We start from the raw sequence: 12,528 nt of genomic DNA on the forward strand, positions 1-12,528 counted from the left end.
CAATCCGTCATGAATTCAACGAAAACCATCAAATTCCCAACGTAACACAATGATCGCGATTTCTTTATTAGCGTTTTATAACTCTGCGGATTAAGTTGGTGAAAATCGACATCAAGGAACTGAAATGCGTATATTGCTCACGTCGCTCTCACTGGTTTGTTTTGGAATGGGCGCAGCCCAAGCAGATCAAAAAATGGTAGTCTTGGAATTATACACAAGTCAGGGGTGTTCTTCCTGTCCTCCGGCGGACAAGATATTGACCGAGCTTTCAAAGCATGACGATGTCATTGGTTTGGGGCTTCATGTGGATTATTGGGATTATCTGGGATGGAAAGACAAATTCGCACAGGCGAAATTTAGCAAGCGCCAATCCACATACAACACAATTCTGTCCACGCGCTATCGTCTGGTCACACCACAAATGATTGTACACGGTGTCGGGCAGGTCGCAGGTGGTACGGGCAAAAGCCCACGTTTGATCGAAGACTATATCGCCAAGGCGCGCGCGCTGAAAGAACGCGCCGTTTTGAATATCGCACGTCACAACAAAACCTTGACCGTGCAGTTGGATAAAGCCAGCGCACCAGTGGGGCGTTCACGTGTTCAACTGGTTTATTTCAAACCGATGGAACGTGTGAAAATTGGCCACGGTGAAAATGGTGGGCGCACAATTGAATATACCAATGTGGTGTCGCAATGGGAAACCATCGCACAATGGAACGGATCTACGCCGTTGAACCTTACTTATGATTTGGAACGCGATGAACCCTTGGCCGTGATCGTCCAAGGTGAAAAGCTTGGCCCGATACTGGCCGCGCGAAAATTACAGTAATATAAACGGGTGCAAACGAAAAAGGCTGGGATTAACCCAGCCTTTGTTTTTATTTGCTTGGACCAATCATCATGGTCATTTGGCGGCCTTCGGTTTTGGGTCGATTTTCAACCTTACCCGTTTCGCCAACGGCTTCTTCTACGCGTTTTAGCAAATCCAAGCCAAGGTTCTGGTGGGCCATTTCACGACCACGGAATCGCATGGTGATTTTCACCTTGTCACCGTTTTCCAAGAACTTCATCACGTTGCGCATTTTTACTTCGAAATCATGCTTATCCGTGTTGGGGCGGAATTTGACCTCTTTAATCTCGATGGTCTTTTGGTTTTTGCGGGCTTCTGCCTCGCGTTTTTGTTGTTCGTATTTGAACTTGCCCAAATCCATGATCTTACAAACAGGCGGTTTGGCATTTGGCGAAATTTCGACAATATCCAATCCTGCTTGTTCGGCCAGTTCAAGGCCGCGTTGAGGGGTCACAACGCCGATGTTTTCGCCGTCTGCGCCAATCAATCGAATTTCGGGGGCATTGATGCGCTCGTTCGCGCGGGGTCCAGTATCGCGCTGTGGTGGCGCATGGTGTGGTCTACGGGCTATGGTCTTAAATCCTTTGTATTGTTAACGTATTTGGCCAATGTAGGTATGATTGCACATCTTGGCAACCACAGGTGACTAACTCGCGCTTTATGGCGCAATGGTCAAGGATTCTTGCAAGATTTCGCCGAAGTGAGGGTAAATAAGTAACTTTTTAGGCTTGGCGGTTGATACTTTGCTAAATTACACACACATACGCGATGTAAGCGTCGCGATCCCCCGTGGCGCAACCGAATGGGGTAATTATGAATAAAATACTGTCTTTGATAATCGTTTTGGCTGTTTTGGCTGGTGGATATTGGTTCCTGACCAAAGAAAACCCAATGGAAGCGGCCAAAGAAGCAACAGAAACCGCAGTTGAATCCGCAGGCGATGCCGCGGGTGCCGTTACTGAAACCGCAACAGATGCCGCAACGGCTGTGACCGAAGGTGCGACAGATGCCGCAACCGAAGCCGGTTCAGCGGTAAGCGAAGCTGTTGAAGCGATGAAAGATAACGCCGCCAACGCCGCATCAGAGGCTGCAGACGCCGTAACCGAAAGCGCAACGGACGCCGTTGAATCTGTGATCGATGGTACAAAATCAGTGACAGATGCTGTTGGTGATGTTGCAGGTGACGCAGCAGACGCTGTGAAAGATGCCGCAACAAACGCTGTTGAAGGTGCAACTGAAATGGCAACAGAGGCTGCGGATACAGCCACAGAAGCCGCATCAGAAGCAACAATGGAAGCAACAACAGAAGCTGCAGAAACAGCAGTTGAAGAAGCAGCAACAGAGGCCGCGACCGATGCTGTCGAAGAAGCCGTGACAGAAGAAATGTCAGAAGAAGCTGAAAAAACCATTACAGAAGCCGCAACAGAAGCAGCAAAAGACGCAGCAGCAGAGGCCGTAGAAGCCGCCAAAGATGCAGCGACAGAGGCCGCAACAGATGCAGCCAAGAAATTATTGGAAACAACAACGGGGAATTAATTCCCCGCCACGCGCGCGAATTGGGCCACCTTCGGGTGGCCTTTTTTGTGCGAAATATTTTGATTTTCGCATCATTCACTGATTAGCATAATTCAGGAGAATGAAATGCCAGACGTCGAACTACCCTTTACCCGCCAAGAATATAAATCCCGATTAACCGCAGTGCGCACAGAAATGGCCGCACGTGGTATCGAGGTTCTGTTTACCTGCGATCCCAGCAATATGGCATGGCTGACTGGTTATGATGGCTGGAGCTTTTATGTTCATCAGGGCGTGATCATCGGCCCCACAGGTGATCCCGTATATTGGGGGCGTGCAATGGATGCGGTAGGGGCGAGTAAAACCTGTTATATGGCGATGGACGATATCATCGGTTATCCAGACAATTATGTGATGTCCACAGAACGCCACGCCATGGAACATTTATCGCATACGATGAATGATCGTGGCTGGGGGCATCTGACACTTGGTGTGGAGCTGGAAAATTATTATTATTCGGCCAAGGCACATGCGGTTTTAACGAACGCGCATGGCGGAAAGTTTGTGGATGCCACCGCGTTAATCAATTGGCAACGCGCGGTGAAATCCGAAACCGAGCTAACCTATATGAACCGCGCAGCACGGATTGTCGAAAAAATGCACGCGCGGGTTTTTGAGATTTTCGAACCAGGTAAGCGCAAAAACGAAGTTGCCGCTGAAATTTATCGCACGGGAATTTGGGGGGCAGAGGATAGCGATGGTATTTTTGGTGGCGATTACGCCGCGATTTGCCCGTTGTTACCAACCGGAGAAGAGGCCGCCGCCGCACATTTAACATGGAACGACAAACCCATCCCCAATAATTCAGGTACGTTTTTTGAACTGGCTGGATGTTACAAACGATACCATGTCCCGCTTAGTCGCACGATATGGCTCGGTGAACCGCCCAAGGATATCACCCACGCTGAACAAGTGGTGCTAGAGGGGATTGATGCGGGGATAAACGCCGCTGTTGCGGGCAATACCACGGGCGATGTGGCGCGTGCATTTTATGCGGTGTTAAACAAATATGGGGTCGAGCGTGATGGGCGTTGTGGATATCCCATTGGCCTAAGCTATCCACCAGATTGGGGCGAGCGAACCTATTCGATCCGACCAGAGGATGACACCGTTTTAGAACCCAACATGACATTCCATTTCATGCCCGCATTGTGGATGCCTGATTGGGGATTGGAAATCACAGAAACACTGCGCATATGCGCAACCGGCGCTGCACAACCGCTTGCAGATGTTCCCAGAAAGCTGTTCGTGAAAAAATGACAAATGATTTAAGCGAAACAATTGAAATCTTGGATCGATTGATTGGGTTTGAAACCATATCATCACAGAGCAATGCAGAATGTATTGCATGGATCCAAGAATATCTTGAAAATTTGGGCGCGAAATGTGTGTTGTCATCGGCGGTGGAAGGCAAAGCGAATTTATTTGCAACCCTTGGGCCAGATGTTGATGGGGGCATCATTTTGTCAGGTCACACAGATGTTGTTCCTGTTGCGGGGCAAAAGTGGTCACATGATCCATTTGTAATGCGCCAAAGTGCGGGGCGGCTCTATGGGCGCGGGACGTGCGACATGAAAGGTTTCATCGCCGCCAGCTTGGTTTGCGCCAAGCATTACGCAACGCTCGATTTACAAATACCGGTGCATTTCGCGTTCACCTATGACGAAGAGGTGGGGTGTTTGGGCGCGCGCGTGTTGATTGACGAATTGGTGAAATCAGGGTTGAAACCGTCCGTCTGTATTGTGGGTGAACCAACCTCAATGCGCATTATCAAGGGTCATAAGGGATGTTGTGAATACACCACGCAATTCACAGGGGTGGAGGGGCATTCTAGCCAACCTGATTTATGTGTTAACGCGTTGGAATATGCGACGCGGTTTGTTTCCAAGTTGATGGAGGTGCGCGCAAATCTGCCCGCAATGGCGCCAAAAAATTCACCGTTTGACCCCCCGCATTCCACATCCAGCATTTGCGAATTTCAGTCAGGCGTTGCCCATAACGTGGTGCCAAATACCGCAACCGTGGGCTGGGAAATGCGCGTGGTGCAAAAATCCGATCACACTTATCTGCGCGGTGAAATGCAACGATTTGTTGACGATGTGTTGCGCCCAGAAATGCAGGCCAAATCACCCGCCGCCGATATCGCCGAAACCTTCGCATCAGAGGTGGACGGGTTGGAACCCGAACCCGATAGCGCGGCGGTGAAAATCGTCCAAGAATTGACAGGTGGCAATTCCACCGATGTTGTTGCCTTTGGTACCGAAGCGGGATTATTTCAACAAAACGGGATTAGCACAGTTATCTGTGGGCCGGGCAGCATTGAACAAGCGCACAAGCCTGATGAATACGTCGATCTGTCGCAGCTTGATACCTGTTTGGCAATGTTAAAACGTTTGGGCGATAAGTTGGTATAATTTCGCATTCACCGCTTGCATATCCCCCAAAGTTTTGGGTAAACGAAGGGTAAGCGGGTGTAGCTCAATGGTAGAGCAGCAGCCTTCCAAGCTGAATACGTGGGTTCGATTCCCATCACCCGCTCCATTCCCTTATCTTTGACTTGTCCAAGCGTGATGTAAGCGATACTCATTTGCGCATGTCTACACCCGAATCCACAGCCGCGATTTCCGAAGAACGCGCCAAGGGCAAAGATGTCGGCGCGTTGCGCGGCCTCTATCCCTTTTTTAAGCCATATAAATGGATGACGATTGCTGCGTTATTCATGTTGACCTTTACCGCATCAATTTCATTGATCATGCCACTGGCCGTGCGCCAAGTAGTGGATGGGTTTAACACCGATGATGTGTCGATCATGGATCGTTATTTCATGATTGCGATTTTTGTCGCTGCGTTGTTGGCGATTGGTACGGCGTTTCGGTATTATTTTGTTACCCGCCTTGGCGAACGGGTTGTCGCGGATATTCGCACAGCCGTTTATAATAAAATGATCGGGATGAGCCCCGCATTTTATGAAAAACTTATGACGGGCGAGGTGTTAAGCCGCATCACAACAGATACATCGCTGATCCTGTCGGTGATCGGGTCTTATATTTCATATGCGTTGCGCAACATGTTGATTTTGGTCGGTGGCTTGATTTTGATGTTGTTCACATCGGCGAAATTAACGGGGTTGGTGTTGTTATTGGTGCCATTTGTGTTGATCCCGATTTTCACCATGTCGAAAAAGGTGCGGGTTCTGTCCAAATTGAACCAAGACAAAATCGCGCAAAGTTCGGGCAATGCATCGGAAACATTATTGGCCGCACAAACGGTTCAGGCCTTTACCCACGAGGCCACAAGCCGTGGTACATTTTCACGAGTAACTGAACAAGCATTCGAAGCCGCACGCCAACGCATCGGCATGCGCGCGATCATGACCATGATCGTGATCTTCTTGATCTTTACCGGTGTTGTTGCGGTGTTATGGATTGGCGCACGTGATGTGCGCGATGGCAATATGTCCGCCGGTGTTTTGGTGCAATTCGTGATCTATTCGGTGATGGTTGCTGGTTCCGTTGGCGCATTGGCTGAATTTTGGGGTGAAATGCAACGTGCGGCGGGTGCGACCGAGCGATTGGTTGAATTGTTAAATGCCGATGATTTGGTCGAAGATCCCGATGCGCCCAAATCACTGGCATCACCTGTGCGTGGTGCGATTGCGTTTGATAATGTCACATTCCGATACCCTGCACGCCCCAAGGTTGCTGCACTTGATGGGTTCACGCTTGATATCAAAGCAGGGGAAACTGTGGCGTTGGTTGGCCCGTCTGGCGCGGGTAAATCGACCGTGTTTCAATTGTTGTTGCGGTTTTATGATCTGACCGCGGGTTCCATATCCATTGATGGTGTGAAAATCACCGATATGGCACGCGAAGATTATCGCAAACATATCGCATTGGTTCCCCAAGATGCGGTTATTTTTGGAACGTCTGCAATGGAAAACATTCGCTTTGGTCGCCCTGATGCAACAGACGCAGAAGTGATCGATGCCGCCAAAGCCGCCGCGGCACATAATTTTTTATCTGCACTGCCAGATGGGTATGAATCCGACGTTGGCGAACGCGGTGTGATGTTATCAGGTGGGCAAAAACAACGTCTTGCCATTGCACGCGCTATTTTGCGCGACGCGCCGATCCTGTTGCTGGACGAGGCGACATCGGCATTGGATGCGGCAAGCGAACAAGCCGTGCAAAAGGCAGTGGATGCATTGGCAAAGGAACGCACAACCTTGATCGTGGCGCACCGTTTGGCAACCGTCAAAAAGGCCGATCGCATCATCGTTCTGGATGAAGGGCGCGTTGTTGCACAAGGTACGCATAGCGAGCTGGTCAAACAAGGTGGGCTGTATGCTCAATTGGCAAAACTACAATTCACGGACCATGTTTAATTCGATTTTTTTCTCGGATTTACTTGCAATTTAACCCAAGCCGCCCCAAGTCTTAGACGGGGCGGACAAATCGCCCAAAAGTTAAAAGGAGAGTCCGATGGGTCTGTTAAGTTTTGTGAAAAATGCCGGTAAATCTTTGTTTGGCGCGGCAGAGGCTGCTGAACCAACAGCAGATGTTCTGAAAAAAGAAATCGAAGAGCTGGGTCTGGATGCATCTGGTCTGGATATTTCTGTTGATGGTGACAAAGTGACCGTAGGTGGCAATGCCGTCGATCAGGAAACCAAAGAAAAAATCATTCTTGCGGTTGGTAACGTTGAAGGCGTTGCAGGTGTCGAAGACAACGCAGGTGGCGGTGGTACATTCCACACCGTTGAAAAGGGCGACACGCTTTGGGCGATTGCGGAAAAAACAATGGGCAATGGCGCAAAATACACAGCGATTTTCGAGGCAAACAAACCAATGTTGTCCGATCCTGACAAAATTTACCCAGGTCAAGTTCTGCGTATTCCAGTATAATCCTTTCGTATTATACAATTGACGGAACGAAATTTAGATCAAGGGCGGGTTTTCCCGCCCTTTTTTGCATTTGTACGTACCGTAAGCCTTGCTCGTGATGTGTTTTTTCACCATGCTATGCCCCTATAAGAGCAGCACAGACTGCCTGTTTTGGGAGGAACACATTGACATATCCATTTCGCGACGTCGCCGATATCACGGCGGTTGAACAAAAAGAGCCACTAGGATCCGCTTGGGAATCGAAAACTGTTTATCAACAGCTATCAAAAACCACTGCGCGTTTTCCAAATAACAACGCGGTAAGTTTTCAAATTAAATCGGGGCCAAAGGACAAGGCAACAACCCTGACCTGGACCGAATTGAAACGCAATGTGACACAGGCGGCGAACCTGTTTCGTTCACTTGGTGTTGGCGAAAAAGATGTGGTGGCATATTTATTGCCAACAACACATGAAACACTGATCACGTTGCTTGGTGGTATGACAGCGGGCGTTGTCGCTCCGATCAACCCAACACTTGAACCCGATCAAATCGCGGCATTGTTGCGTGAAACTGGCGCCAAGGTTTTGGTAACGCTCAAGGCATTTCCAAAAACCGAAGTTGCACAATTGGCGGCGGCTGCGGTGGCAGCAGCGCCAAATGTGAAAACAGTTATCGAAATTGATCTGATCAAACATCTGACGCCACCAACATCTTGGATTGCGTCATTGATCCGTCCCAAAAACCCAGTGACCCATACGGCAAATGTGATTGATTTTGATAAATCATTGGCACGTCAAAATGGTGATGCTCTGGATTTCGAAGAAAACCTAGATGATCGTTTCTGTGCGAATTTCCATACGGGTGGCACAACGGGCATGCCCAAAATCGCCCAGCACCGCCATTCAGGCGTGATCTATAACGGTTGGATCGGTGGGCGTTTGCTGTATTCTGAAAATGACGTGGTGCTGTGCCCATTGCCATTGTTCCACGTTTTTGCGGCCTATCCGATTTGGGCTGGCTGTATGCATTCAGGTGCACATATGGTGTTGCCAACCCCAGCGGGGTATCGCGGGGATGGCGTGTTTGATAATTTCTGGAAATTGATTGATCGCTGGGGTGCAACGTTCATGGTTACGGTGCCAACTGCAGCGGCGGCGTTGCTGCAACGCCCTGTGGGTGATGCGGATATTTCCACATTGGATGCGGCATTTTGTGGTTCTGCACCTTTGCCAATTGAATTGTTCAAAAAATTCCAATCCGTCACGGGTGTTGAAATTGTCGAAGGTTATGGCATGACAGAGGCAACATGTCTTGTGTCTTGTAATCCCAAGGACGGGTTGCGCAAGGTTGGGTCTGTGGGCATTCCATTGCCACACACCGATGTGCGCATTTTGGATTGCGATGCTGCTGGCAAAGTTACGAAAGAAATGGGTGTGGACGAGGTTGGCGAAATCTGTGTGTCAAACCCAGGTGTTGCGGTTGGCGAAACCTATACCGAAGCGGCAAAAAATAACGGTTTGTTTGCCGATGGTGGGTATCTGCGCACGGGTGACTTGGGCCGTATCGACAGTGACGGTTATTTGTGGATCACAGGGCGTGCCAAGGATTTGATTATTCGTGGTGGTCACAACATCGACCCCGCCTTGATCGAAGAAGCATTGGCAGGCCATCCCGCAATTGCATTCGCAGGTGCCATCGGACAACCCGATGCCAAAGCAGGTGAATTGCCATGTGTTTATGTCGAACTTAACGATGGTGCACAGGTGGATATCGCAGAGCTGGAAAATTTCTGTAAAGAACATGTTCCAGAACGCGCCGCCGTGCCAAAATACATTGAAATCATGGATGAATTGCCAAAAACGGCCGTTGGGAAAATCTTTAAACCTGATCTACGTCGTTCTGCAATCACCCGCGTTTACAATGCTGCGCTGGCTGATGCCGGGATTGGCGCAGAAGTGAGTGAAGTTATCGAGGATAAAAAGCGTGGTCTTGTTGCGCGTCTCAGCAAAACTGGTGACGCTGATGATGCGGCGGTCACTGCCGCGTTGGGTGGGTTTGTTCGCCCATGGGAATGGCAATAATTCCACACCACATAATGTGAAAAGAGCGCGGATATTTCCGCGCTCTTTTTGCTTTAGGCTGTTGCCGCGCTAAGTGCTTGATCCAAATCAGCAATCAAATCTTTGGGGTCTTCGATCCCGATTGACAAACGCACCACATCAGATGCCGCACCTGCCGCCGCACGTTGTTCATCGCTTAACTGGCGATGTGTGGTGGATGCCGAATGAATCACCAATGAACGTGTGTCGCCAAGGTTGGCCACATGGCTAAACAGATTCAAGCTATCTACCAATTTCACACAGGCATCATAACCGCCTTTCACCGCGACGGTGAACAGGCCACCCGCACCCTTGGGACAGATTTTCGCAATGCGCCCATGATAAGGTGATGATTTTAACCCTGCATATGTCACGGCTGTGATCCGTGGATCATTTTCAAGCCATGTCGCAACCTCGATCGCGTTGGACACATGTTTTTCCATGCGCAGGCTAAGTGTTTCAATACCCATCAACGTGTAATGCGCCGCTTGTGGGTTCATTGTCATACCCAAATCGCGCAATCCAATGGCGATGGAATGGAAGGTAAATGCCATCGGGCCCAATGCCTCGTGAAATTTGATTCCATGATACGCGGGTTCTGGTGCGGATAGGGACGGAAATTTATCCGAAGCCGACCAATCAAATTTGCCAGAATCCACAACCGCACCACCTGTGACCGTGCCGTTCCCCGTCAGGTATTTTGTGGTCGAATGCACAACCAATGTCGCACCATGTTTAATGGGGTTGCACAGATATGGGGTGGCGGATGTGTTATCCACGATCAACGGAATGCCAGCATCATCTGTAATCGCTGAAATCGCATCCAGATCGGTGATATATCCACCCGGATTGGCGATGGATTCACAAAATACAGCACGGGTATCATCGTCAATCGCAGCCTTGACCGCGTCCAAATCGTCAAAATCGACAAATTTCGCGGACCAGCCGAATTTTTTGATGGTTTGGTTGAATTGCTGCACCGTCCCACCATAAAGGCGCGTTGATGCGATCACGTTTTTACCCGGCGACATCAATGGAAACAGCGCCATCAATTGCGCCGCGTGACCTGATGAACAACATACGGCACCAGCGCCACCTTCAAGGGCAGCGATGCGCGTTTGCAATGCACCAACCGTTGGGTTGGTCAGGCGCGAATAGATATATCCAACTTCTTCTAGGTTGAACAATTTCGCCGCGTGATCCGCATCGCGAAAAACATAGGCGGTTGTTTGGTAAATCGGGGTTTGGCGCGCGCCAGTGGCGGGATCAGGTTCCGCACCTGCATGCACCTGTAATGTATCAAAGCCAAGGGTGGGGGTATCGGTCATTGTGTCCTCCGTTAAATCACGGGTCGACTATATCCCCACCAATCTACTTTGCAATCAACTTAGGCGTTTTGCCCCGCAAACCTTGCTTGCATTTCATCGCGTTGATCATCGCTGATTTTTGCAAACATTACGTCTGGCACGTTAAACGCATGCCCTGCAGGCAAGGCGTTAAGCGCCACAGAAACATCCGTTGGCCAAGCAATATCTACATTCATCGCATCTGCCATGGTTTTTGCGGCGTCAGGGATGAATGGTTCAGACAATGCTGCATAAAGCGGGATCAGGTTTAATGCAAAACGCACAGATGTTGCCGCCGCATCTGGGTTTTCCTTGAACACAGTCCAAGGTGCCGCCGATTGCAAATATTCATTGCCCGCAACCCAAATCGCGCGCAGATCACCTGTGGCCTTGCGCATTTCCATCGCCGCCATATTGGTTTCATATGATTTAAGGCGAGCAGTGATTGTTGCAATCACATCCAATTCCGCCGCACCATATTCGCCCCCTGCGGGGACCTCTTCGCCAAATTTGGCACGACAAAATTTGGTGATGCGTGATACGAAATTTCCCAAGACATCGGCCAAATCTTTGTTCACACCTTGTTGGAAACTGTCCCAAGTAAATTCGCTATCCGATCCTTCTGGAACGTGGGTCATCAACCACCAGCGCCAATAATCGGATGGCAGGATATCCAAGGCTTCGTTCATGAAAACGCCGCGCCCTTTGGATGTGGAAAACTGACCGCCATCATAATTGAGGTAATTGAACGATTTAATGTAATCGACTAATTTCCAAGGTTCACCCGATCCCATAATCGTGGCCGGAAATGACAGCGTGTGAAAGGGGACGTTATCCTTGCCCATGAATTGGACGTAATTCACATCATCCGCGCCCTTATCCGTGCGCCACCAGCGTTCCCAATCGGCATCGGTTTTGCCATTGGCATCGGCCCATTCTGCGGTGGCGGCGATATATTCGATGGGGGCATCGAACCAAACATAAAATACTTTGCCTTCCATGCCGCCCCATTCGGCGTCACCACGTTTGACGGGAACACCCCAATCCAGATCACGCGTAATCCCGCGATCTTGCAATCCATCCCCATCATGAAGCCATTTTTTGGCAATTGATGTGGTTAAAACGGGCCAGTCGGATTTGGTATCAATCCATGCATCCAATTTATCGCGCAGCTTTGATTGGCGCAGATACAGGTGTTTGGTTTCGCGCACTTCCAAATCCGTTGATCCAGAAATTGCGGAACGTGGGTTGATCAAATCGGTTGGTTCCAATTGTTTCGTGCAGTTTTCACATTGATCACCGCGCGCACCATCATATCCACAATTGGGGCATTCGCCTTCGATATAACGATCGGGCAGGTAACGACCATCGGCGTTTGAATAAACTTGTTTTTCGGACACTTCTTCGATCATGCCTGCATCGGCCAAACGCCCTGCGAAATGCTGGGTCAGGGTATGGTTGCGCTGGCTGGACGATCGCCCGTAATGATCGAACGACAGGCGAAAACCACGCGCCAATTCGGCCTGAACATCATGCATTTCTGCACAAAAATCAGCGACATCTTTGCCAGCCTTGGCCGCGGCCAATTCGGCGGGTGTGCCGTGTTCATCAGTGGCACAGATATACATCACCTCGTGCCCGATGGCGCGACAGTATCGGGCGTATACATCAGATGGCAATTGGCTCCCGACAAGATTGCCAAGATGTTTGATGCCGTTGATATAGGGCAGGGCGGATGTAATCAGGGTGCGTGACATATTGCGTACCATTCT

At 49.8% G+C, this 12,528-nt stretch carries 10 protein-coding genes and 1 tRNA gene; 8 read left to right on the plus strand and 3 right to left on the minus strand.

Annotation, left to right across the window (positions count from 1 at the left end; translation table 11 throughout):
• The first annotated feature begins 193 nt into the window (after positions 1-193).
• Complete coding sequence (locus tag BFP76_RS08275; protein ID WP_276307915.1) at positions 194-832, plus strand: DUF1223 domain-containing protein; 639 nt, start codon at positions 194-196, stop codon at positions 830-832.
• Between the two features lie 49 nt (positions 833-881).
• Here the strand turns inward: BFP76_RS08275 and infC are convergent, their stop codons facing one another.
• A complete protein-coding gene (infC, locus tag BFP76_RS08280; protein ID WP_099592718.1) occupies positions 882-1,424 on the minus strand; it encodes a translation initiation factor IF-3 in 543 nt (180 codons plus the stop codon).
• A 242-nt stretch (positions 1,425-1,666) separates the two neighbouring features.
• On the opposite strand from infC, the gene BFP76_RS08285 reads away from it, so the two are divergent.
• The 7 genes from BFP76_RS08285 to BFP76_RS08315 all read left to right on the plus strand — a co-directional run bounded on the left by BFP76_RS08285 (position 1,667) and on the right by BFP76_RS08315 (position 9,392).
• Positions 1,667-2,389 carry a hypothetical protein gene (locus BFP76_RS08285; RefSeq protein ID WP_099592719.1) on the plus strand — a complete coding sequence of 241 codons (723 nt, stop codon included), beginning with the start codon at positions 1,667-1,669 and terminating at the stop codon, positions 2,387-2,389.
• A gap of 105 nt (positions 2,390-2,494) precedes the next feature.
• Positions 2,495-3,688, plus strand: coding sequence for a M24 family metallopeptidase (locus tag BFP76_RS08290; RefSeq protein WP_099592720.1), 1,194 nt, complete (start codon positions 2,495-2,497; stop codon positions 3,686-3,688).
• A complete protein-coding gene (gene argE / locus BFP76_RS08295; RefSeq protein WP_099592721.1) occupies positions 3,685-4,842 on the plus strand; it encodes an acetylornithine deacetylase in 1,158 nt (385 codons plus the stop codon). Before BFP76_RS08290 ends, argE begins: the two co-directional genes overlap by 4 nt.
• A gap of 53 nt (positions 4,843-4,895) precedes the next feature.
• A tRNA-Gly gene (locus BFP76_RS08300) sits at positions 4,896-4,969 on the plus strand.
• Between the two features lie 52 nt (positions 4,970-5,021).
• Complete coding sequence (locus BFP76_RS08305; RefSeq protein WP_099592722.1) at positions 5,022-6,812, plus strand: ABC transporter transmembrane domain-containing protein; 1,791 nt, start codon at positions 5,022-5,024, stop codon at positions 6,810-6,812.
• Positions 6,813-6,909: 97 nt separating this feature from the next.
• Positions 6,910-7,329 (plus strand): peptidoglycan-binding protein LysM, encoded by a 420-nt coding sequence (lysM, locus tag BFP76_RS08310; protein WP_099592723.1) that lies wholly within the window; start codon positions 6,910-6,912, stop codon positions 7,327-7,329.
• A 164-nt stretch (positions 7,330-7,493) separates the two neighbouring features.
• Complete coding sequence (locus tag BFP76_RS08315) at positions 7,494-9,392, plus strand: acyl-CoA synthetase (RefSeq protein WP_099592724.1); 1,899 nt, start codon at positions 7,494-7,496, stop codon at positions 9,390-9,392.
• A gap of 53 nt (positions 9,393-9,445) precedes the next feature.
• Here BFP76_RS08315 and BFP76_RS08320 read toward each other — a convergent pair whose 3' ends face one another.
• Together BFP76_RS08320 and metG are read right to left on the minus strand one after the other, a co-directional pair.
• A complete protein-coding gene (locus BFP76_RS08320; protein WP_099592725.1) occupies positions 9,446-10,738 on the minus strand; it encodes an O-acetylhomoserine aminocarboxypropyltransferase/cysteine synthase family protein in 1,293 nt (430 codons plus the stop codon).
• 59 nt (positions 10,739-10,797) lie between these two features.
• Entirely contained in the window at positions 10,798-12,513 is a 1,716-nt protein-coding gene (gene metG, locus BFP76_RS08325) for a methionine--tRNA ligase (RefSeq protein WP_099594008.1), read from the minus strand.
• Positions 12,514-12,528: the final 15 nt, after the last annotated feature.

The organism is Paramylibacter kogurei, from assembly GCF_002742285.1.
GTDB lineage: Bacteria > Pseudomonadota > Alphaproteobacteria > Rhodobacterales > Rhodobacteraceae > Amylibacter > Amylibacter kogurei.

Coding starts and splice junctions, on each gene's coding strand:
- BFP76_RS08275 (WP_276307915.1), top strand. CDS start 194: ATGGTAGTCTTGGAATTATACACAAGTCAGGGGTGTTCTTCCTGTCCT.
- BFP76_RS08285 (WP_099592719.1), top strand. CDS start 1,667: ATGAATAAAATACTGTCTTTGATAATCGTTTTGGCTGTTTTGGCTGGT.
- BFP76_RS08290 (WP_099592720.1), top strand. CDS start 2,495: ATGCCAGACGTCGAACTACCCTTTACCCGCCAAGAATATAAATCCCGA.
- argE (WP_099592721.1), top strand. CDS start 3,685: ATGACAAATGATTTAAGCGAAACAATTGAAATCTTGGATCGATTGATT.
- BFP76_RS08305 (WP_099592722.1), top strand. CDS start 5,022: ATGTCTACACCCGAATCCACAGCCGCGATTTCCGAAGAACGCGCCAAG.
- lysM (WP_099592723.1), top strand. CDS start 6,910: ATGGGTCTGTTAAGTTTTGTGAAAAATGCCGGTAAATCTTTGTTTGGC.
- BFP76_RS08320 (WP_099592725.1), bottom strand. CDS start 10,738: ATGACCGATACCCCCACCCTTGGCTTTGATACATTACAGGTGCATGCA.
- metG (WP_099594008.1), bottom strand. CDS start 12,513: ATGTCACGCACCCTGATTACATCCGCCCTGCCCTATATCAACGGCATC.